The sequence below is a fragment of the Bradyrhizobium yuanmingense genome (assembly GCF_900094575.1).
In the GTDB taxonomy this organism is placed as follows: Bacteria; Pseudomonadota; Alphaproteobacteria; order Rhizobiales; family Xanthobacteraceae; genus Bradyrhizobium; species Bradyrhizobium yuanmingense.
In genome coordinates, this window is sequence record NZ_FMAE01000011.1 from 114,312 (window position 1) to 133,363 (window position 19,052).

Below are 19,052 nucleotides of genomic sequence, written 5' to 3' on the forward strand. Positions count from 1 at the left end.
CAAGCGATGACCGCGCACCGCAAGACCAACGGCGACGCCGCCGCCAGTTTCGTTCGCCGTCACATCGGCCCATCGGCGCGCGATGTCACCGCCATGCTTGAAACAGTCAGTGCCAAGAGCGTCGATGCGCTGATCGCGGAAACGCTGCCGGCCTCCATCCGGCAGGCCGCCCCGCTCGATCTCGGCAAGCCGCTCAGCGAGACCGAGGCGATCGCGCACATGGCCGAGCTCGCTGGCCAGAATCAGGTCTTCACCTCGCTGATCGGCCAGGGCTATTCAGGCACCATCCTGCCTGCGGTGTTCCAGCGCAACATCCTGGAGAACCCGGCCTGGTACACGGCCTATACGCCCTACCAGCCGGAGATCAGCCAGGGCCGGCTGGAAGCGCTGCTCAACTTCCAGACCATGATCTGCGACCTCACCGGGCTCGACGTCGCCAACGCCTCGCTGCTCGATGAAGCCACCGCGGCGGCCGAAGCCATGGCGCTCGCCGAGCGCCACTCGCAGGTGAAGGCAAAAGCCTTCTTCGTCGACAAGGACGTGCATCCGCAGACGCTGGCGGTCATGCGCACCCGCGCCGAGCCGCTGGGGTGGACTCTGGTCGTCGGCGATCCCCTCACCGATCTCGACAAGTCAGACGTGCTCGGCGCGCTGCTGCAATATCCGGGCTCTTCGGGCGCGTTGCGCGACCTCAGGCCTGCGATCGCCGCGCTGAAGACCAAGGGCGCACTTGCGATCGTCGCCGCGGACCTCCTGGCGCTGACGCTGCTCGCCTCGCCCGGCGAGCTCGGGGCCGACATCGCCATCGGCTCGGCGCAGCGCTTCGGCGTGCCAATGGGCTATGGCGGCCCGCACGCGGCCTATATGGCGGTGCGCGATGCGCTGAAGCGCTCGCTGCCCGGCCGCATCGTCGGCCTCTCCGTCGATTCCCGCGGAATGCCGGCCTATCGCCTCGCGCTGCAGACTCGCGAGCAGCACATCCGCCGCGAGAAGGCGACCTCCAACATCTGCACCGCGCAGGTGCTGCTCGCCGTGATCGCCTCGATGTATGCGGTCTATCACGGCCCCGAGGGCCTCACGCAGATCGCGCGCAACGTCCACCGCCGCACCGCCGTGCTCGCGACCGGCCTGCGCAAGCTCGGCTTCGCGCCGCAATCGGACAGCTTCTTTGACACGCTGAGCGTCGATGCCGGCGGCAAGCGCGCCGAGATCGTCGCGCGGGCAGCAAGCGAGAAGATCAATCTCGGCGTCAGCGATACGGCTCTTCGCATCGCGCTCGACGAGACCACGACGCCTGCGACGATTGAAGCGGTCTGGCGCGCCTTCGGCGGCAAGCTTGCCTATGCCGAGATCGACGCCGAGACGCGCGAGGCGCTGCCGGACGAATTGAAGCGCGCTACGGCCTTCCTGACCCATCCCGTCTTCCATGCGCATCGCTCGGAAACCGAGATGCTGCGCTACATGCGCAAGCTCAGTGATCGCGACCTCGCGCTCGACCGCGCCATGATCCCGCTTGGATCCTGCACCATGAAGCTGAACGCGACCACCGAGATGATGCCGCTGACCTGGCCGGAATTCGGCTCGCTGCATCCGTTCGCCCCGCGCGAGCAAGCTCAAGGCTATCACGCGCTGTTCGCACGCCTGGAGAAATGGCTCTGCGACATCACCGGCTATGACGCGATCTCGCTGCAGCCGAACTCGGGCGCGCAGGGCGAATATGCCGGGCTGCTCGCGATCCGCGGCTATCATGCCGCGCGCGGACAGGGCCATCGCAAGATCTGCCTGATCCCCTCCTCCGCCCACGGCACCAATCCGGCCTCGGCCGCGATGGTCGGCATGGACGTGGTGGTGGTGTCTTGCGAGAAGAACGGCGACGTCGACGTCAATGATCTCCGCGCCAAGGCGGAGAAGCACGCGAACGACCTCGCAGCTGTCATGATCACCTATCCCTCGACCCACGGCGTGTTCGAGGAGCACATCCGCGAGATCTGCGACATCGTGCACGGCCATGGCGGCCAGGTGTATCTCGACGGCGCCAACCTCAATGCGCAGGTCGGCCTTTCCAGGCCCGGCGATTACGGCGCCGACGTCAGCCATCTCAACCTGCACAAGACCTTCTGCATCCCGCATGGCGGCGGCGGCCCCGGCATGGGCCCGATCGGCGTCAAGGCGCATCTCGCCCCGTTCCTCCCCGGCCACCCCGCGACGAAGGCAGACGCGCCGGTCGGTCCGGTCTCGGCCGCGCCGTTCGGTTCGGCGTCGATCCTTACCATCTCCTACATCTACATCCTGATGATGGGCGGTGAAGGCCTGAAGCGCGCCACCGAGATCGCGATCCTCAACGCCAATTACATCGCAGCGCGCCTCGATCCGCATTTCCCGGTGCTCTACAAGAACGAGAAGGGACGCGTCGCGCATGAGTGCATCGTCGATCCGCGTCCGCTGAAGACGACGAGTGGCGTCACCGTCGACGACATCGCAAAGCGCCTGATCGATTACGGCTTCCACGCCCCGACCATGAGCTTCCCGGTACCGGGCACGCTGATGATCGAGCCGACCGAATCGGAATCCAAGGCCGAGCTGGATCGTTTTTGCGACGCCATGATCGCGATCCGCAAGGAAATCGCCGAGGTCGAGGCCGGTCGCTTTGAGATCGCAGCCTCGCCCTTGCGCCACGCCCCGCACACCGTGCACGACATCGCCGACGACGATTGGAAGCGCGCCTACACCCGCACGGAGGGTTGCTTCCCCGACGGCGTCTCGCGCTCCGACAAATATTGGTGCCCCGTCGGCCGCGTCGACAACGTCTATGGCGACCGCAACCTCGTGTGCTCCTGCCCGCCGGTGAGCGATTACGCAGAAGCTGCGGAGTAGGATGTGTAGGGTGGGTTAGCCTCGCGGCTGCGCAAAGCGCAGTCCGCGACGCGTAACCCACCACTTCTGCGTCCGCTGAACCGAACGGTGGTGGATTACGCCTTCGGCCCTACGGCACTGCGTGCGCCGCTAGGGCGCAATCAACAACCGGCGCTCGCCATCCCACCGCCAAAGCCGTTCATTGGTGAGCAGCGTGCCGCCCCACCAACGTCGAATCGGATTGTGGCGACGGAAATCTTCGCGGCCTTCCAGAACCGCTTTGCCAAATTCAGTCAGCGACAACCGGCTCCGACGATAGGCGGCGTTGCGACCTCGCGCATCGTGCGGGGCGAGCGTCGCGAGTTTCGGATCGAGACCTGCGACCGCCGGCATCGGGCCCGACGCAAGCCCTTCGAGCAACGGACCCAGCTCCCACTGGTCGAACACGCGCGTTTCGAGCAGCCCGCCCGGCTGAAACAGTTCTTTTGTACGGTTGTGCCCCCTTGCAATCAGCTCGATAAGCCGCGCCTCCGTCGCGCCCAATCCGGTGATTGGTGACGGCAGTTCAGCTAGCAACGCTTCCAGAGCCGGCTTCAGGAAAGGTAGCCTGGGTAAATCCCTTGTCAGCAACCCGAAGCAAAGTTCAGGCGTCGGCGCCCGATACGCCTCCCAGGCCATGTTGGCTATCTCGAAGTCGCACTCTGCGATCTCCGATTCCCGCACCGTACGATCGCGAAGTTGCGGGCCGTCCGCTTCGCGCAGATCGAAATTGACCCGTCGCAGTCTAAGACAATGGGTGATCGATGGATGGGACCGCAAATAGTCCAGCATCCAGATGAGTTGCAATTGACTGTTAGGCTCAGGGTCGAACCACAGCTCGATGAACTCGACGCCATAGGTCTCGCAAAACCAAACCAGGCCAGTCTCCTTGTGCGCGAGACCGGTCTGAGGCAACCGGCCAACAAGATCGGACCACCGCACCTCCGGATCGCCCCTGTAATAGCCTCCCGTAAGATAGTCCTCGAGGTGGTGCGACGTAGGCAACGGCCCCCAAACGAACCGAAAGATCAACGGGACGACCATGTCAGCACGACCAGCATAGGTGAGACCAACGCCGGACGAACTAGTCAGAATCACACGCTTCATCGTCGACGCGCCCTTGTTCACCGGCAGCATCAGGCCGGTACAATAGTCAAGCAGTGGCCTCATCCGCGCTGCCGGACCGATAACACTTCTCGCGGCGCGGCCGAGTGACTCAGTAAGACTAGTCCATCCTACGAAGCTGACCTAGGGCGCAACCAGCAATCGGCTTTCGCGATCCCACCGCCACAGCCGTTCGTTGGTCAACTCGGTCCCACCCCACCATCGTTTAATGGCATTGTGCCGCCACATATCGTCTTCGCGGGCGAGAAGTGAACGCCCGAGTTCAGTCAGCGTGAGCCTCCACTCACTCCTGCCGAAGTAACGATCCTCATTGTCGAACGCCGGATCGCCCAATAAGAGCGACGGCGCCGAATACGCCCCCAGCTCGAGCAAAGCGTCACGCGCGTCGTTTTCGCCGAATACATCGCGAAGCCATCTCGCGTGTTGGACGAGCCTTGGGTCGGTTTGCCCGTCGTTCACAGAATCCAGCAGATCCATTTCAGTTGCACCGAGTCCCGTCACGCTGTCCGGAAGCTCTTCGAGCACCGCGATTAGCGCCGATCGAAGTCTCGGCAGGAGCATCAGATCCGTCATGAGCAGATCGAAACAGGATTCTGGCGTTTCAGCCCGATAGGCCCGCCAGGCGCGGCTTGCCGTCACCAAATGGTTCTCGGTCACCTTGAAGGCCGGCAGCTTCCATTTTGCGACAGACTCCGGGGTATTGTTGGCAATAGTATCGTCCGCATGCACCAGGCTCAGCTTGCTCGTGATCTCCCTGTGAGGACGAATCAGGTCCAGCAGCCAGACGAGCACAAGTTGATCATTGGGCCGAGCATCCACCCATATTTCAATTGAGTCGAACTTCTCGCACAGCTCGAACAAACCAATATCGCGCGTGCCGAAGCCGTCGAGTGCACCGCGACAAACGTCATCGAGCCAATGATCGCCGGGATTGCGGTGCTTTTCCGATCGGCGCTCCAGGCCCCTCAAGAGTTGCTCGTCGGAAGGCAGTTCCCCCAAGACGAACCGCGGATAGAACCCGAGCGCGACGTTCGCAACGCCGGACTGGCGAAGTGTGTCCTCCGCACGATCGTTCGTTGCCAGGATCAAATGTGACACGATTGCCTCTCGAAATGATACAATACAAGAACACTCTGAGCGAAGAGTTACGCACTAATCAGGCGCGATGAGTGAGAGGGCCTCGGGGTCCCACTGCCACAGCCGGTCGTTGGTCAGATGGATGCCGCCCCACCAGCGATCGATTCGGTTATGGCGGCAAAAGTTTTCATCGCCGCCAAGCACCGCTTTGCCGAACGCGGTGAGCGACAAGCGGGATTGCTTGTACCGCTGGAGGCGGCTCGAATCGTCGTGCATCTCCAGGGAAAACGGGCCTTCGTCCAGTCCAGCGACCGCTGCCCTCTCGCATCGTGCTAGTCCATCAAGCAGGGCGCCAACTTCCCAGTAATCGAAGACGCGACGCTCGTTGGGCTTCTGATATCCCGGGAACACATCAAAGGGCTGCACCTCGCCCGGCGCGATCAATTCCAGAATCCGCGTTTCCGTGGCCCCAAGGCCGCTGGTCACGTTGGGAAGCTCTTCGAGCAGATCAACGACGCAACGCTCGAGCTGCGGAAGCAGGCGCAAATCCGTTTCGAGGAGATCGAACCAGGCCTGCGGCGTCGGCGCACGGTAAGCTCGCCAGGCGCGACCAGCCAGTTCAAGGTGATCTTTCGTGAGCTTGACAATCGGTGGGTTCAGCTTCGCCAGTTGCGTTGGCGCGACATCGCCTACGGCAAGGTCCAGGTGACGTATCGCGAGCTTGGACAATGCCGCTTCCTCGATGCCGCAATGGTCGAGTAGCCAGAGCAGAAGTAATTGTGCGTTCGGCTCTGGCCCCATCCATAGTTCGGCCGAGCCACATTCGGACAACAGATCAATCAGTCCGCGCCCCTTCACCCCAGACCTTTCCAGGCGCCAAACCGGCGTGTCGTCGAGCCAGTGCAGGCCGTTCGGCTGAGCCACGCGCGGGGAGAAGAATGCCTGGCATTCCGTTTGCGTGGGCGGCGGTCCCCAGACCAAGCGACGCTCGATCGCAAGGACGAGGTCGGCAAGGCCGGCCCGCTGTATCGCGCCGGCGGCGGACGAATCTGTTGTCACAATGAGCCGCGTCACGTCAGCCTCTCAGGGCATCGTCAGGACAGGGCCGGAGCGCCACAGCCGATCGTTGGTCAGATGCGTGCCACCCCACCAACGATCGATCGGATTGTAACGGCTGAAGTCGTCATGGCCCGCCAGGACAGCCTTCCCGAACTCGGTCAGCGAAAGGCGGCTGCGCAGATAGACTTCATGCCGAGCCCTCAAATTCTTAGGGTCGATCGTGCGCAGTTCGTCGCCCAAGCCGGCCACGGCCGGCCTCGGGCCGAGCGCTAGCCCCTCAAGCAACGAGCCCAACTCAAATTCTCCGAACACATAGGTACGCCGCTGCGAGCGCAGGTGAAACAACCCGTTCGTGTTGGCAAACCCTCTGGCAAGCATCTCAAGCAATCGCGTCTCGGTCGCACCAAGCCCGGTCCTGGGTGACGGCAGTTCCGCCAGCAGATCGAGCAAAACCGGCCGCAGCATCAGCAAGGCACTCAGATCGCGGTGAAGCAAATCCATGCAAGCCTCAGGCGTCCGCGCGCGATAGGCCGACCACGCCAACTTGGCAGTCTCGAACTCCTCCGCAGCAACGTCCATAACAGGAATATGGGGCTCGCCCTTGGCGAAATCATAATCGGGACTGAAAAACAGATCGGAGTCCAGCAATCGCAGCCCGAGCTTCTGCGCTAGCGCAGGATAGCTGCTGAGGTGATCGAGCAACCAGACCAGTTGCAATTGGTCGCGCGGAGTCGCTCCGAACCAGAGTTCGATCTCGTCATACGGCTCGCAAAATTCGGCCAGCGACAATTTGCGGCCCTTGGCGCCGCGGGACCAGCGGACCCAATCCGACCAATGTTCGGCATGGCCTAGCTCTGCGGTTTGGGCAGCCAAATAAGCTGAGAGCTTTTCCGCCGGCGGGAGCGGCCCCCACTCAAATTGAAAATGGAAAGGTATGACGATCTCGGCCAACCCCGATCGACCGAGATCACTCCCGCCGCCCCAGCCAGTCAAGATCAGCCGCTTCATCGCACCACCTGATCAACGCGACGCAAAACGAAACGGGCACCGAAGACGTCGGCAACTCAACGTCCTCAGTGCCCGCTCCTCGCGAAAAATTTTCGCGTTAGGTCTTACTCGTCCGCCGGCTCCTCGCCGTCGGCGTCGCGCTCCGGCGTGCCGGCCAGAATCTGCTCGGCGATCAAACCGGAATTCTGGCGGATCGCGGTCTCGATCTTGGCGGTGATGTCGGGGTTGCCCTTGAGGAACGCTTTGGCGTTCTCGCGGCCCTGGCCGAGGCGCTGGCTGTCATAGGAGAACCAGGCGCCGGACTTCTCGACGATACCGGCCTTGACGCCGAGATCGAGGATCTCGCCCATCTTGGAGACGCCCTCGCCGTACATGATGTCGAACTCGACCTGCTTGAAGGGCGGGGCCAGCTTGTTCTTGACCACCTTGACGCGCGTGGTGTTGCCGACCACCTCGTCGCGCTCCTTGATCGCGCCGATGCGGCGGATGTCGAGGCGGACGGAGGCGTAGAATTTCAGCGCATTGCCGCCGGTGGTGGTTTCCGGCGAGCCGTACATCACGCCGATCTTCATGCGGATCTGGTTGATGAAGATCACCATGGTGTTGGACTTGTTGATGGAGGCCGTCAGCTTGCGCAGCGCCTGGCTCATCAGACGGGCCTGCAAGCCCGGCAGCGCATCGCCCATCTCGCCCTCGAGCTCGGCCTTCGGCACCAGCGCCGCCACCGAATCGACCACGAGAACATCGACCGCGCCCGAGCGCACCAGGGTGTCGCAGATCTCCAGGGCCTGCTCGCCGGTGTCGGGCTGCGAGATCAGGAGCTCGTCGATGTTGACGCCGAGCTTGCGGGCATAGACCGGATCGAGCGCGTGCTCGGCGTCGATGAAGGCGCAGATGCCGCCCTTCTTCTGCGCTTCCGCCACCGTATGCAGCGCCAGCGTGGTCTTGCCCGAGGATTCCGGCCCGTAGATCTCGACGATGCGTCCCTTGGGCAGGCCGCCGATGCCGAGCGCGATATCGAGCCCGAGCGAGCCGGAGGACACCGCCTCGATGTCCATGGAGCGATCGTTCTTGCCGAGCTTCATCACCGAGCCCTTGCCGAACTGCCGCTCGATCTGGGAGAGCGCGGCGGCCAGAGCTTTACTCTTGTCCATGGAGGATCCTTCGACGATACGCAGGGCAGTTGCGGACATTGGGTCGTGCTCCTTATGGCGAGGATTCGCGTGAGGGACAAACGGTTGCGAGGCAGCTCGGCGATAAAAGCAATGTACCCCATTTGTTCTCAGTTCGCAATATGTTCTTTTGCGGGTTTTCCCCTTTGCCCTAATTTCCCTCAGCAGTGTCAAAGCGGCGGCCTGTCCTGAACACATTCCCAGCCGGTTAGCGTCAGGCGCTCGGTACCGCGGAAACAATTCGGCTTCGTCAACAAGACGAAAGCCAAACCCGATGCGATGGAAATCAAAATGGCCCAGCCAATCCGCTTCAAGGGGAGAATTCTCTAACTGTTCTAATCTGTCTCTGCGGGTGTCCTAATTAGGACAGCCCCAAGGGTTTTTGTCTTGCCGACTGGACCAGAAGACCACAGAGCTGTTCGAAACAGCTTCATGAACCATGGCTGCGCGTCCGCGTTGCCGCGGCATGCATCGCCTATGGTATTTCGTGGCCTTCCTCGCCGTCACCGCAACCTCATTCGGTGCCCTGGTGGCAAGTTCCTGGGATGACCGGAGGCCGCCTCGTCTGGCGGCCTCTTTCGGTTGATAAATCAACCTCTGACAAACCAGCCATGCTGGATCGTCACGCTCCCCGCTTTGCTCTGCGTGCACAACTGAACAGACGCGGATCCATTTCTGGATCCTAATGCATCATCACCGCGCGGACCCTGGCCACTATCGGTGATGAGAACGCTGACCTCGCGCTCCCGCCTCCTCGCACGGAAAGAGCGCGCCATGTTGAAGCGACGACGTTTCAAGCAGCAACTGACCCTTCAGGACCGGCTGTCGGCATGGGTGAAGCAGGTCCGCGAGCAGGCATCCAAGCTACCTCCGGGCCGGAGCGGGACGCGCTGCTCAAGAAGGCGCGCCAGGCCGACGTTGCCAATCATCTGAACGATTGGGTCAAATCGCCGGGGCTGCAGCCGCCGGAATAGTCGCCTACGCCGGGTTCCTCGACGCGACCATGACCGGGATCAACGACGCGCGACCAGGGCGCCGTCATGTTTCCGTAATCCTACGGCACCGAACCTTTTCGCGGTCTCGGGCCTTCTGTGGGGATGGGACCGCAACTTTTGGGGATCTCTGGTCATGACGAACAACGACACGCACCACGATACGCTGAGGCAAAAGCCGCTGCTGGACGCCGCCCACGAGGAGATGGTGAAGTTCGAGCGCAAGGAAAACGAGTTCCGCAAGAAGGACCGCGAAGAGCGCGCCGCCGAGCTCCGTCTGCCGCTGAACGAGATCAAGGTTCATTAGGCACTGCCAGGACCGCCGTCCGGAGCGGGCCAGGCCCGCCCGCGATGCGGCACTCCGCTCTGTTCCTTGCCCGGAACCTCCGATCGGCATCGCCGGTCGGGGCGCCGCGACCGCGGATGCACCAGGTAGCTAAATACTACCAGCAACCCATTGGCGAAGCGATGAAATCGCCAGGACCCCTACTGTGCATGGGGTTGTTTTGCCACTTTTGAGAGGCAAGGCGCGCCGGCGCCTTCGATAGGACGGCCCAGCACGTCAGTTCCGTCTGCAGCAGCGCCTGCTAGAGCACCGCCAGCAGAACCAGGCCTATCACCAGCACGACGAAGCCAGCCGCCGTCGCGGCGGCGAATGACCGCTCTACGTTATCCATATGATGCCACCCCGTTTCCGGCGCGCCACGTTTCCCCCATGGCTGCGCCGAACGGATAAAATCTTGCCGACGGGTGTGTCCGCAGTGGTGCGGACGGATGTCGAAATTGGGACCGGTACGGGGCCAGTGTGCGGCCTTTCGATCGCGCACCTGCCGGCGGTCCGCCTGTCAGGCTTTCGTCAGCCAGCCGGCTAGCTCGCCCGGCTACCGGCCGGCGCGGGGCTCCCGCTCCTCCTGGGTCAGGCGCAGCGAGAAGGCGCGGATCGCGGGCGCCGCCAGCAGCACGACCGGCAGCATCGCAGCCCATGCGATCAGCCAGGACACCATCCAGTGCCGCACGAAGAGCATCGGGCTGCCGGCGGGAAAGCTGGCGATCCCCGCCGCGATCAGCGAGGTCAGCCCGGACTGGATGATGCCGAAGACGAAATGCGAGTAGCGGCGGGGAATGCCGAGCATGAGGCGCCCATGGTTGCTTGCCCGTGATCGGCAAGCAAGGCACATGCCGTCGAGCGGATCCGGCGCTTCGATTGGAACCGCGATGCGGGACCGCCGGATGCACCCCGGCCGGGCTCCAGGAACTTTGTTCATGGTCGGAGAACCACGGAGGCCGCGGGCGACATTTTTCTTGCCTGCGGAATATTGCGACGACCAACATGTTTGCAGGCACAAGGGTGAATCGTGGGAGGTGACCATGAATCACAGGGGCGTCGAGTTCACCATCGCCAAGACGGCGATTCCCGCAGTCTGGCAGTGGCAGTTCCGCATCGGCGACCGGATCAGGACCGGCAAGACCGAGACCCGGATCGACCTGCTGGCGATCCGGCGCGTGCAGCTGCGCATCGACCGCGAACTGAAGGCGATCGGGCGAAAGACGGCCTGAACCGTTTCGCCTTCTGCGTCATAGCGCGCGTCAGTCGGCGCTGGGCAGCCGACGCATGGTGAACTCGATATCGCCGCCGGGCAATTCGCGCCAGGTCTCGACCTCGCTCATATAGCCGGCCTTGGGGTAGCGGGCGAAGAAGGCCTGCGCCCGCTCCCGTGCCGCCGCCCGCGGCAGCGTGAAGGTCTCGCGCAGATAGCCATCGCCGGCGGACTGGCCGGGCTTGCCGGCCGCCTTGCGCCGGCGCGCCATCCGCTCGGCGAGATCCCGCGGACGATCGGCCATGTCCTGCCTTCCTCTGCGCACTACGCTACCGACAATGTAGGGCGCGGGCCGGATCAAGAGGAGTCCTTCCGAGGAGCATTGTGCCTCCCCGGAACGGGTCAGTTGGCGGCCGTCCCGCTCTTGGCCTTCTTCGGCGCACTGGTTGCGGCCGACGACGCCTTCGGCGCCGCCGGCTGCTTCGGATGTTCGGCACGCATGCCACCCCAGGGATCGCTGGACGCCTTGGTATCCGGAATCTTCTTCAGTGTTTCCTTGTAGGCCTTCTCACGTTCGGCCTCGATGGCCTTCTCCTCCGGCGACTTGCTCGGGGCATCCTGCATCAAATTGATGTTGGGCATTTGCGCGTAGGCAGGTCCCGCCAGCACGGCCAGCACCGCGGCCAAACGGAAAAGCTTCATCATTCACTCCTTAAGTCTTCCATGAGGCGCGGATCGCCCCGCGCCCTGTCATCCTCGTCAGCCCGGTCACGGACCGGTGGCCGCTAGTGCCGATCCGATCGGCATGATTTGGGCGTCTGCAGCCAATCGTCCCAGATCGGACCGCATTTGGTGCACCCGCTCAGCGCGAGACCGAGCAGGCCCATGCAAAAGACGAGGATACAGCGACGCAACATCATCCACCCCTACCCAAGCCAGGCATCATATCGGGCCAAGTCAGGCATTTTCAAGCCGAGGCGGCCGGCGCCAGACCGGGTGACTTTGCCTCGCCGATGCGCGCACAATGCGGCGAAACATCCGGCAACACAGGAGAGCGCGACAGCAATGCAAACGCAGCCAGAAGCCGAGTTCGGCCTCGCCGACGCCAGACGCATCCTCGGCGAGGTCTTTGCGCCCTGGGTCCAGGACCTCAACCTCGCGGTCGAGCGCATCGAGCATGTGCCGCCCGCAGACGTCCCGGATTGGCAGCCCGGCGCGCTGCTGCGCATGCCGTTTTCGGAGCGGCTGTGCCGCAATGGCGGCGTGGTCTGCGGCCAGGCCCTGATGGCGCTCGCCGATACCGCAATGGTGATCGCGATCCTCGCGGCCAATCGCGGCTACCGTCCCATGACCACGGTCGATCAGACCACGCATTTCATGCGCGCGATCGCCGCGTCCGACGTGCTGGCGGACGCGCGCGTGGTGCGGCTCGGGCGCACCATGAGCTTTGGCCGCGTCACGCTGCTCTCGGCCGCCGACGGCAAGCCGGCCGCGATGGTGTCGAGCGCGTTCGCGATGCTGCCGGGGTGAACGCGCCCTGAAAACAAGAGAGCCGCGCGAAGCGCAAGGCTCGACGCGGCTCTCGATGGAAATCATGTCGGGACAGCAAGCGCGATCGCGCTTGCCGTCATTGCGCCGGCAATGTCACTTGCCGAGGATCTCGTCGGCCGCGGTGACGACGCTGACGGTCGGATTCTTTCCGCAATAGGCGCCGAACTTCTTGGCATTCTCGATGAAGATGTCGGTGTCGATGATCGCGTTGTCCTCGTCGCCCTTGTACCAGCCGTCCATCCAGGTCAGCACGACGCCGATGTTGTCCTCGCCGCTCTCGAGGAACTGCTTGCAGGTCATGGTCGAGAGGTCCCACTTGACGGCGTGGGCGGGCATCGAGGCCAGCGAGAGCGCTGCGGCGAACAAAATCGAAAGCGAAGTCTTCATCAATATCTCCATCGGCGTGTCACGCCATAAAGGAAAGGCACTTGGGTAGGCTCTTTGGGTAGGCTCTTTGGGCAGGTTCGCACGAGCGGCTCGCCGCTCTAACGTCGTAAACAAAGTCTGAAACGCCGTGCAAGTAGCGCCAGTATTGAGTTTAGTTCAACGTAATTTCTATGCACTACTTCATACTCATCGGCAGGACTGATGCAGATGATTGAGAAGCGCACATCGCAACGTCACCGTGTTTTCAAGGGCGGAAAGATCACGTTCGAAAACAGCGGCATTCCTTGCACGGTGCGAAACATGTCGGCGGGCGGCGCGGCGATCGACCTCGACACTCCCGTCATGTTGCCGCAATCGGTCACGCTCTCGATCGCCTGTGACCATTTCGTACGGCATTGTCGCACAGTTTGGCGCAGCGACAAGCGCGTCGGCCTCGCTTTCGTGCAATAGCGGGCGCGATGTGAACGAAGGTTCGCATCGCGTGCACACCACCATCATGACTGGCTCGCAATCACGCGCGTAACACCCGCGAGCGATGATGAGCCCCGCAACGTCGATCGACTCGACGCGGTCATTGGGCGGGCACTGCGCCTGCGCTGAGGCGGCCCTCAGCGCCAGCACGGCGGCGTGATGACCAGAATCCGCATTACCGCAATCCCCCACCTCTGGGGTACAAGCCAGCCTCCAATCGCGGAATAGCGATGTCCGGGTTCCGGGACCTCAGCAAATCTTGATCGGCCTGGACTTCGTCCGATCGCATTCGTGCCTATCTGTCTGCCCGCAGGGGACCTTTCACGGATGTTGCGGATCATTGCTCATGCGGCGCTGCTCATTGGCGCGCTTGCGCTCGGTGCCTGCGGCTTTGCCGACAGCCGCGCACCGGTGCCGGAATTCATGCGCATGAAGGAGCCCGAGCAGCCGCCGGAAGCGCCGCCCGACGTCAAGCGCGTGGTGCGCGAGCAGATCGACGTCGTCTTTCTCGCAACGTCCTATCCGCGCGAGGTTCACGTCGCTCCGCCGCATCGTGAGCTGCGAGGACCGGGCTGGACCGCGTGCGTCCGCGCGCAGCTCACCTCGGCGACCGGTACGTCGCTCGGCGCCCAGACCTACATCGTGACGATCAACGACGGCAGGGTCGTGGACCGCCGGCGCGCCGACGCCGACGACATCTGCGGCACGGAGACTTACGAGCCGATCTAGGAACCCGCCCCTGACGACAGGTTCCGGGAAAAACCTGTAGATGACCCGGAACGATCACCGCCTCCCCTTCTTGTTACCGCCGAGGGCAGTTTCGAGGAGGACATGATGAGGACGTTGACTATTGCGCTGCTGGCAGGCGTGGGGGCCTTGGCCGCCGCCTCGGGGGCCAAGGCTTCCGATATCTATACGACCAGCGAATACACCAATCCGGATCTCGTGCAGCAGGTGCGACTCGTCTGCGACGAGGATGGTCGCTGCTATCGCACGCGGGGCGGGTCGCGCGTGATCGTGCGCGATTCCTACAATTACATGCCGCGCGACCGCTACTATGAGCGCCGGAGCTATCATCGCCACTACGATGACGGCCCGCGCGCCGGCGTCGGCATTCGCGCGCCCGGCGTCAGCGTCGGCGTCGGTAGCTGGTGAGCGATGAAGGCTTGATGGTCGGAGACCGGGCGAGACTATTCGCCCGGTCCCGTAACCTCAGGTTTCGAGTGGATCGGCCGGCGTGATGTAGCGCGTCGATGACGGCAGCTGAGCGATGAAGCGGGCGAGCACCATGCCGGCGCACATCGCCACGACAAAGATGACGGCGGAGAGCGAGCCAAATCCGAGCGCGGTCAGCGCCGGCCCCGGGCAAAAGCCTACCAGCCCCCAGCCGATGCCGAAGATCGCCGGACCTGCGACGATCCTGGGATCGATGTCTCGCCGCGTCGGCAAATAGAATCGATCAGCGAAGAATGGACGCGGAAGCTTGAGAACGCGGCTGAAGCCGACGAAGGTCACGGCCACCGCGCCCGCCATCACGAAGGCGAGGCTTGCATCCCATGTCCCTGCCTGAATGCCGGCGACGTCCAGGAAGTTCAGCACCTTTGCGGGGTTCGACATGCCGGAGACGATGAGGCCGAGGCCGAAGATCAGCCCAATCGCGAATTGAACCAGGATTGCCATCGCCGTCAGTTCCAGTGCCGCATCAAGACCACAGTCGCCATGCCGGCGGCCATGAAGGTGATGGTCGCAACCAGCGAGCGCACCGACAGCCGCGACAGGCCGCAAACGCCGTGGCCCGAGGTGCAGCCGCTGCCCCACACCGAACCCAAACCCGTGAGCAATCCGCCGATGATCAGGAGGGCCGGCCCCGCCGCGATCGTCTGCTCCGGCAGACCTCCGGTGACGAGCCGGACCAGCACGGGCGCAGCAGCAAGACCGGCGACGAAGGCAAGGCGCCCAGCGAGTTCGCTGTCCTCATAGGGCGGAAACAGCCGCGCCGCGATGCCGCTGACGCCGGCGATCCGACCCGTTGCCCACATCAGCAGAACGGCCGCGAGGCCAATCATCGCACCGCCAACGAGCGACGCGATCGGCGTAAAAGACGTCGTGACCATGACCTCTCCTGAGCGAGAGCGCCCTTGCGTAGGGCGCAAATACCATGGGCGCGCTATCCCAGCATCTCGGAAAGATGCGCGCATTGAGCTTGGTCAAACCAAAGCGGGACGGCCAAACGATATACTACAACATCGCGAGCCCGAAAGTCCGCGCAGTGCTGGAGATTCTTTGCCGGCTCTTCTGCGCCGGCAAGTCGGACTCTCGCCTTCGCAAAACGCGGGGAGCATGGGATGACCGACGACACCTTCATCGAGGGGCCTCTCTACGAGAAGCGGAAGAAGGTCTACCCGCAGTCGGTCAATGGCCCTTTCCGCCGCATCAAATGGGCGATCCTGTGCGTCACGCTCGGAACCTATTACCTGCTGCCGTTCGTGCGCTGGAATCGCGGACCCGGCCTGCCCGACCAGGCCGTGCTGATCGACTTCCCGCATCGGCGCTTTTACTTCTTCTTCATCGAGCTGTGGCCGCAGGAGGTCTATTATTTCACCGGTCTCCTCATCATCGCGGCGATGATTCTGTTCCTGATGAACGCGGTCGCGGGACGGCTGTGGTGCGGCTACATGTGCCCGCAGACGGTGTGGACCGACCTGTTCTACGCGGTCGAGCGTTGGGTCGAGGGCGACCGGCGCGAGCGCATGCAGGGCGACAAGCGCTACTGGACGTTCGACCACCTTCGCAAGGTCGCGCTCAAGCACTTCCTCTGGATCATGATCGCCTGGTGGACCGGCGGCGCCTGGGTGCTCTACTTTTCCGACGCGCCGACGCTGGTGAAGGAGCTCGCGACCTTCCAGGCCCCGTTCATCGCCTATCTCTGGATCGGCATCCTCACCGCTACGACCTATGTCTTTGCCGGTCACGCCCGCGAGCAGATGTGCATCTACATGTGCCCGTGGCCGCGGATCCAGGCAGCGCTGACCGACGAATGGGCGCTCAACGTCACCTATCGGCGTGACCGCGGCGAGCCGCGCATGTCGGTGAAGAAGGCGGATGCCGCGCGCGCCCATGGCGATCCCGCCGGCGATTGCGTCGACTGCCATCAGTGCATCAATGTCTGCCCGACCGGCGTCGACATCCGCCACGGCATCCAGCTCGGCTGCATCCAGTGCGGCCTGTGCATCGACGCCTGCGACAACGTCATGCGCGAGATCGGCCGGCCCCAGGGCCTGATCGGCTACGACACCGACATCAACATGCAGCGCCGACGCGAGGGCAAGCCGGCGATCTACCGCATCATCCGTCCGCGCACGCTGATCTATGCCGCGGCCATCGCCATTGTGGGCAGCATCATGCTGTACACTCTCGCCACTCGCGCGACGATGGACGTCAACGTACTGCACGAGCGCAATCCCCTCTTCGTCCAGCTTTCGGACGGCGGCGTGCGCAACGACTACACCGTGCGTATCCTCAACAAGAGTGCACAGCGATCGTTTGCGCTCGAAGTCTCCGGTCTGCCGGGCGCGACCATTCGCGTCGCCGGCATCGAGGCGGAACCTGGCGGCAAGCCCATCATCGAGGTCGGGCAGGATCAGACCCGCGAGGTCAGGCTGTCGGTACAGGTCGGGCCCAGCGACCTGCCGAAGACCTCCCGCGACATCGAGATCACCATCACCGATACCGCCAGCGGCGGCCGCGCGAGCACCCGCGATCATTTCGTGCCGGGAGACTAGCCACGATTCCTCAGGGTCACCCCCGGCCCGATGCTGAATGGAATGTTAACACTACCGCTCGAATTGCAGCGGCGTGCCAACGGTATTTTCCAATCTTTGCGCTAAGCATGGCCGGTGGCATCGGGCCCCAGCTCGTGTGAACGGGGACGACGGGACGTGGTCGACATCGCGCATCAGGCTGCGATCAATCCGGCATCGGCAAGGGATGCCGCGATGGCGCGCGCGCCTGTTCCGCTTGCGGCCGTCGACACCGGCCAATGGCGCGCGCTGGCGCAGCGGGCGATCGAGCCGAACGGATATTACCTGCCCGCCTGGGAGCTCGCCGTCAGCGCAACTGCGCGCGGTCGCACGGATGCCTCGGCACTGTCCGCATTTGACGGCACTTCGGCCCGGCTGATCGGCCTGATGCCGGTGGTCTCACTCTGGCGCGCCCTAAAGATCCCCCTGCCCGCCCTGGTGAGCGCGCATCCCTATGGCACGCTGTGCAGCCCGCTGCTCGACCGCGACGCTCCGCTCGAAGCCGCTGCGCGTCTGCTGCAGCAGGCGCGCGAGGCCGGCGCGCATGCGCTCGTGCTGACCGACGTCGCGCTCGATGGCGCAGCCATGGCATCACTCAACCAGGTGCTGAAGCGCGACGGCCTGAAGCCGAGAATCCTCAGCTCCTACATCCGCGCCAGCCTCGATGCGACGCAGGATGGCGACACGCTGTTGCGCGAGGCGCTCGGCGCCAAGAAGCTCAAGGAGCTGCGGCGCCAGCGTCACCGTCTCGAGGAGCACGGCCCCGTCGTGTTCGAGATCGCGCGCAGCTCCGACCAGATCGGACGTGCGCTCGAAACCTTTCTGCAGCTCGAAGCGAGCGGCTGGAAGGGCAAGCGGGGCACCGCGCTGGTCCAGCATCCGGGCGACGCGACCTTCATTCGCCGCGCCGTGCCGGCGCTGGCAGAGACCGCGCAGTGCGAGATCGTCACCCTTCGCGCCGGCGCGACGCCGATTGCCGCCGGCATCGTGTTGCGCCATCAGGATCGTGCCTTCTTCTTCAAGCTCGGGATCGACGAGCGCTTTGCAAAATATTCGCCGGGCGTGCAGCTCACGCTCGACCTCACCCGCCATCTCTGCGCCGACCCCGCCGTCGCCAGCGCGGACTCGACGGCGAATGCCGATCACCCCATGATCAACCCGATCTGGCGCGGACGCCTCGCCATCGGCGATGTGCTGATCCCGCTGCGGCGGCACGACCCGGTCGTGGCGCTCATTCACGGCGCGCTGGTCGGCCTCAACGCCGCGCACGAGGCCGCGCGCGGCGTGGTTCGCCGGCTCCGAAAATAAAAAGCTACTCCGCCGCCTGCGCGTTGATCTCCTCGGAGACCTGTCGGATGGCGCGGGCAAGCAGGTTCGGATCCTGCGCGCCGGAGACGGCGTACTTCTGCGCAAAGACGTAGGTCGGCACGCCGGAGATGCCCTTGTCGGCGGCTTCCTGCGCATCTGCCGAGACGCGCGCGACGTCCTCGTCGGTGGCGAGGCGCTTGCGCACGTCGTCGGCATCGAGGCCGATGTCGGCGGCCGCCTGCACCAGCACGTTCACATCGGTGAGATCGCCGCCATCGCGGAAGTACAGCTCCATCAGGCGCTGCTTCATCTCAGGCGCCTTGCCGATCGCTTCCGCCCAGAGGATCAGGCGGTGGCAGTCAGTCGTGTTGGGCTGGCGCGCCACGAGCTCCGGCTTGTAGACGAGCCCCTCCTCGCTCGCGGCCGCGACGACGCGTCCCGCAATGCCCTTATAGGCTTCGACCGAGCCGAACTTCTGGGTGAGATAGGCCTCGCGGCTGATGCCCTCGCGCGGCACCCAGGGATTGAGGAAGAAGGGACGGAAATTGAGCTTGACCGGAACGTCAGGCACCAGCCCCAGCGCGCTCTCGATGCGATGCTTGCCGATATAGCACCAGGGGCAGACCACATCTGAGACGACGTCGATCTGGAGCGGTTTCAGCGTGCTCATGT

Annotated in this window: 22 protein-coding genes and 1 pseudogene; 11 read left to right on the forward strand and 12 right to left on the reverse strand. The window is 63.8% G+C overall.

What is annotated here, in order from left to right:
* The first annotated feature begins 6 nt into the window (after positions 1-6).
* Entirely contained in the window at positions 7-2,874 is a 2,868-nt protein-coding gene (gene gcvP, locus GA0061099_RS32730) for an aminomethyl-transferring glycine dehydrogenase (RefSeq protein ID WP_036027884.1), read from the forward strand.
* Positions 2,875-3,003: 129 nt separating this feature from the next.
* Here the strand turns inward: gcvP and GA0061099_RS32735 are convergent, their stop codons facing one another.
* The 5 genes from GA0061099_RS32735 to recA all read right to left on the reverse strand — a co-directional run bounded on the left by GA0061099_RS32735 (position 3,004) and on the right by recA (position 8,354).
* On the reverse strand, positions 3,004-4,029 hold the full coding sequence (locus GA0061099_RS32735; RefSeq protein WP_244429365.1) for a hypothetical protein: 1,026 nt from the start codon (positions 4,027-4,029) through the stop codon (positions 3,004-3,006).
* A gap of 111 nt (positions 4,030-4,140) precedes the next feature.
* On the reverse strand, positions 4,141-5,115 hold the full coding sequence (locus GA0061099_RS32740) for a hypothetical protein (protein ID WP_036027867.1): 975 nt from the start codon (positions 5,113-5,115) through the stop codon (positions 4,141-4,143).
* Positions 5,116-5,169: 54 nt separating this feature from the next.
* Positions 5,170-6,168: a hypothetical protein gene (locus GA0061099_RS32745; RefSeq protein ID WP_036027868.1), complete on the reverse strand. Its 999-nt coding sequence runs from the start codon at positions 6,166-6,168 to the stop codon at positions 5,170-5,172.
* Positions 6,169-6,177: 9 nt separating this feature from the next.
* A complete protein-coding gene (locus GA0061099_RS32750) occupies positions 6,178-7,161 on the reverse strand; it encodes a hypothetical protein (protein ID WP_036027870.1) in 984 nt (327 codons plus the stop codon).
* Between the two features lie 104 nt (positions 7,162-7,265).
* Entirely contained in the window at positions 7,266-8,354 is a 1,089-nt protein-coding gene (recA, locus tag GA0061099_RS32755; protein WP_027577058.1) for a recombinase RecA, read from the reverse strand.
* Between the two features lie 809 nt (positions 8,355-9,163).
* On the opposite strand from recA, the gene GA0061099_RS32760 reads away from it, so the two are divergent.
* Positions 9,164-9,307 (forward strand): hypothetical protein, encoded by a 144-nt coding sequence (locus tag GA0061099_RS32760; RefSeq protein ID WP_338060695.1) that lies wholly within the window; start codon positions 9,164-9,166, stop codon positions 9,305-9,307.
* Positions 9,308-9,461: 154 nt separating this feature from the next.
* Positions 9,462-9,632, forward strand: a complete 171-nt coding sequence (locus tag GA0061099_RS41510) for a hypothetical protein (protein WP_036027871.1) — start codon at positions 9,462-9,464, stop codon at positions 9,630-9,632.
* A 574-nt stretch (positions 9,633-10,206) separates the two neighbouring features.
* Here the strand turns inward: GA0061099_RS41510 and GA0061099_RS32765 are convergent.
* On the reverse strand, positions 10,207-10,458 hold the full coding sequence (locus GA0061099_RS32765) for a DUF2798 domain-containing protein (RefSeq protein ID WP_036027872.1): 252 nt from the start codon (positions 10,456-10,458) through the stop codon (positions 10,207-10,209).
* 235 nt (positions 10,459-10,693) lie between these two features.
* Between GA0061099_RS32765 and GA0061099_RS32770 the strand changes: the two genes are divergently transcribed.
* Complete coding sequence (locus tag GA0061099_RS32770; protein WP_036027873.1) at positions 10,694-10,882, forward strand: hypothetical protein; 189 nt, start codon at positions 10,694-10,696, stop codon at positions 10,880-10,882.
* 30 nt (positions 10,883-10,912) lie between these two features.
* Here the strand turns inward: GA0061099_RS32770 and GA0061099_RS32775 are convergent, their stop codons facing one another.
* Positions 10,913-11,167, reverse strand: a complete 255-nt coding sequence (locus tag GA0061099_RS32775; RefSeq protein ID WP_036013009.1) for a hypothetical protein — start codon at positions 11,165-11,167, stop codon at positions 10,913-10,915.
* Between the two features lie 98 nt (positions 11,168-11,265).
* Positions 11,266-11,565 carry a hypothetical protein gene (locus GA0061099_RS32780; protein ID WP_036027886.1) on the reverse strand — a complete coding sequence of 100 codons (300 nt, stop codon included), beginning with the start codon at positions 11,563-11,565 and terminating at the stop codon, positions 11,266-11,268.
* 363 nt (positions 11,566-11,928) lie between these two features.
* Here GA0061099_RS32780 and GA0061099_RS32790 point away from each other — a divergent pair, with 363 nt between their 5' ends.
* The gene (locus tag GA0061099_RS32790; protein ID WP_036027874.1) at positions 11,929-12,393 is read left to right on the forward strand and encodes a PaaI family thioesterase; all 465 of its coding nucleotides are present in this window, start codon (positions 11,929-11,931) and stop codon (positions 12,391-12,393) included.
* A gap of 114 nt (positions 12,394-12,507) precedes the next feature.
* Here the strand turns inward: GA0061099_RS32790 and GA0061099_RS32795 are convergent, their stop codons facing one another.
* On the reverse strand, positions 12,508-12,801 hold the full coding sequence (locus GA0061099_RS32795) for an HdeA family protein (protein WP_036013032.1): 294 nt from the start codon (positions 12,799-12,801) through the stop codon (positions 12,508-12,510).
* A 201-nt stretch (positions 12,802-13,002) separates the two neighbouring features.
* Between GA0061099_RS32795 and GA0061099_RS32800 the strand changes: the two genes are divergently transcribed.
* The 3 genes from GA0061099_RS32800 to GA0061099_RS32810 all read left to right on the forward strand — a co-directional run bounded on the left by GA0061099_RS32800 (position 13,003) and on the right by GA0061099_RS32810 (position 14,427).
* Positions 13,003-13,251: a PilZ domain-containing protein gene (locus GA0061099_RS32800; RefSeq protein ID WP_225147583.1), complete on the forward strand. Its 249-nt coding sequence runs from the start codon at positions 13,003-13,005 to the stop codon at positions 13,249-13,251.
* A gap of 348 nt (positions 13,252-13,599) precedes the next feature.
* On the forward strand, positions 13,600-14,001 hold the full coding sequence (locus GA0061099_RS32805) for a hypothetical protein (protein ID WP_036027875.1): 402 nt from the start codon (positions 13,600-13,602) through the stop codon (positions 13,999-14,001).
* A gap of 102 nt (positions 14,002-14,103) precedes the next feature.
* Positions 14,104-14,427: a hypothetical protein gene (locus tag GA0061099_RS32810; RefSeq protein ID WP_036013014.1), complete on the forward strand. Its 324-nt coding sequence runs from the start codon at positions 14,104-14,106 to the stop codon at positions 14,425-14,427.
* Positions 14,428-14,484: 57 nt separating this feature from the next.
* On the opposite strand, the gene GA0061099_RS32815 is transcribed toward GA0061099_RS32810, so the two are convergent.
* Both GA0061099_RS32815 and GA0061099_RS32820 read right to left on the reverse strand, forming a co-directional pair.
* Positions 14,485-14,952, reverse strand: a complete 468-nt coding sequence (locus GA0061099_RS32815) for a DUF6691 family protein (protein ID WP_036013015.1) — start codon at positions 14,950-14,952, stop codon at positions 14,485-14,487.
* A 5-nt stretch (positions 14,953-14,957) separates the two neighbouring features.
* Positions 14,958-15,386 (reverse strand): YeeE/YedE family protein, encoded by a 429-nt coding sequence (locus GA0061099_RS32820; RefSeq protein ID WP_036027876.1) that lies wholly within the window; start codon positions 15,384-15,386, stop codon positions 14,958-14,960.
* Positions 15,387-15,436: 50 nt separating this feature from the next.
* On the opposite strand from GA0061099_RS32820, the pseudogene GA0061099_RS42235 reads away from it, so the two are divergent.
* From GA0061099_RS42235 to GA0061099_RS32835, 3 genes and pseudogenes are all read left to right on the forward strand, one after another.
* Positions 15,437-15,574, forward strand: a pseudogene (locus GA0061099_RS42235) (ArsR/SmtB family transcription factor); the annotation flags it as partial.
* A gap of 43 nt (positions 15,575-15,617) precedes the next feature.
* Positions 15,618-17,054 carry a cytochrome c oxidase accessory protein CcoG gene (gene ccoG / locus GA0061099_RS32830; RefSeq protein ID WP_036027877.1) on the forward strand — a complete coding sequence of 479 codons (1,437 nt, stop codon included), beginning with the start codon at positions 15,618-15,620 and terminating at the stop codon, positions 17,052-17,054.
* Between the two features lie 156 nt (positions 17,055-17,210).
* The gene (locus GA0061099_RS32835; protein ID WP_036027878.1) at positions 17,211-18,380 is read left to right on the forward strand and encodes a GNAT family N-acetyltransferase; all 1,170 of its coding nucleotides are present in this window, start codon (positions 17,211-17,213) and stop codon (positions 18,378-18,380) included.
* Positions 18,381-18,384: 4 nt separating this feature from the next.
* On the opposite strand, the gene GA0061099_RS32840 is transcribed toward GA0061099_RS32835, so the two are convergent.
* A complete protein-coding gene (locus GA0061099_RS32840) occupies positions 18,385-19,050 on the reverse strand; it encodes a DsbA family oxidoreductase (RefSeq protein ID WP_036027879.1) in 666 nt (221 codons plus the stop codon).
* Positions 19,051-19,052: the final 2 nt, after the last annotated feature.

Excerpts from the sequence above, each read along its gene's own strand:
- ccoG (WP_036027877.1), top strand. The coding sequence starts at position 15,618 with ATGACCGACGACACCTTCATCGAGGGGCCTCTCTACGAGAAGCGGAAG.
- GA0061099_RS41510 (WP_036027871.1), top strand. The coding sequence starts at position 9,462 with ATGACGAACAACGACACGCACCACGATACGCTGAGGCAAAAGCCGCTG.
- GA0061099_RS32770 (WP_036027873.1), top strand. The coding sequence starts at position 10,694 with ATGAATCACAGGGGCGTCGAGTTCACCATCGCCAAGACGGCGATTCCC.
- GA0061099_RS32790 (WP_036027874.1), top strand. The coding sequence starts at position 11,929 with ATGCAAACGCAGCCAGAAGCCGAGTTCGGCCTCGCCGACGCCAGACGC.
- GA0061099_RS32765 (WP_036027872.1), bottom strand. The coding sequence starts at position 10,458 with ATGCTCGGCATTCCCCGCCGCTACTCGCATTTCGTCTTCGGCATCATC.
- GA0061099_RS32795 (WP_036013032.1), bottom strand. The coding sequence starts at position 12,801 with ATGAAGACTTCGCTTTCGATTTTGTTCGCCGCAGCGCTCTCGCTGGCC.
- GA0061099_RS32775 (WP_036013009.1), bottom strand. The coding sequence starts at position 11,167 with ATGGCCGATCGTCCGCGGGATCTCGCCGAGCGGATGGCGCGCCGGCGC.
- GA0061099_RS32805 (WP_036027875.1), top strand. The coding sequence starts at position 13,600 with ATGTTGCGGATCATTGCTCATGCGGCGCTGCTCATTGGCGCGCTTGCG.
- GA0061099_RS32820 (WP_036027876.1), bottom strand. The coding sequence starts at position 15,386 with ATGGTCACGACGTCTTTTACGCCGATCGCGTCGCTCGTTGGCGGTGCG.
- GA0061099_RS32735 (WP_244429365.1), bottom strand. The coding sequence starts at position 4,029 with ATGCTGCCGGTGAACAAGGGCGCGTCGACGATGAAGCGTGTGATTCTG.
- GA0061099_RS32810 (WP_036013014.1), top strand. The coding sequence starts at position 14,104 with ATGATGAGGACGTTGACTATTGCGCTGCTGGCAGGCGTGGGGGCCTTG.
- GA0061099_RS32840 (WP_036027879.1), bottom strand. The coding sequence starts at position 19,050 with ATGAGCACGCTGAAACCGCTCCAGATCGACGTCGTCTCAGATGTGGTC.
- GA0061099_RS32800 (WP_225147583.1), top strand. The coding sequence starts at position 13,003 with ATGCAGATGATTGAGAAGCGCACATCGCAACGTCACCGTGTTTTCAAG.
- GA0061099_RS32815 (WP_036013015.1), bottom strand. The coding sequence starts at position 14,952 with ATGGCAATCCTGGTTCAATTCGCGATTGGGCTGATCTTCGGCCTCGGC.
- GA0061099_RS32750 (WP_036027870.1), bottom strand. The coding sequence starts at position 7,161 with ATGAAGCGGCTGATCTTGACTGGCTGGGGCGGCGGGAGTGATCTCGGT.
- recA (WP_027577058.1), bottom strand. The coding sequence starts at position 8,354 with ATGTCCGCAACTGCCCTGCGTATCGTCGAAGGATCCTCCATGGACAAG.
- GA0061099_RS32780 (WP_036027886.1), bottom strand. The coding sequence starts at position 11,565 with ATGAAGCTTTTCCGTTTGGCCGCGGTGCTGGCCGTGCTGGCGGGACCT.
- GA0061099_RS32760 (WP_338060695.1), top strand. The coding sequence starts at position 9,164 with ATGGGTGAAGCAGGTCCGCGAGCAGGCATCCAAGCTACCTCCGGGCCG.
- gcvP (WP_036027884.1), top strand. The coding sequence starts at position 7 with ATGACCGCGCACCGCAAGACCAACGGCGACGCCGCCGCCAGTTTCGTT.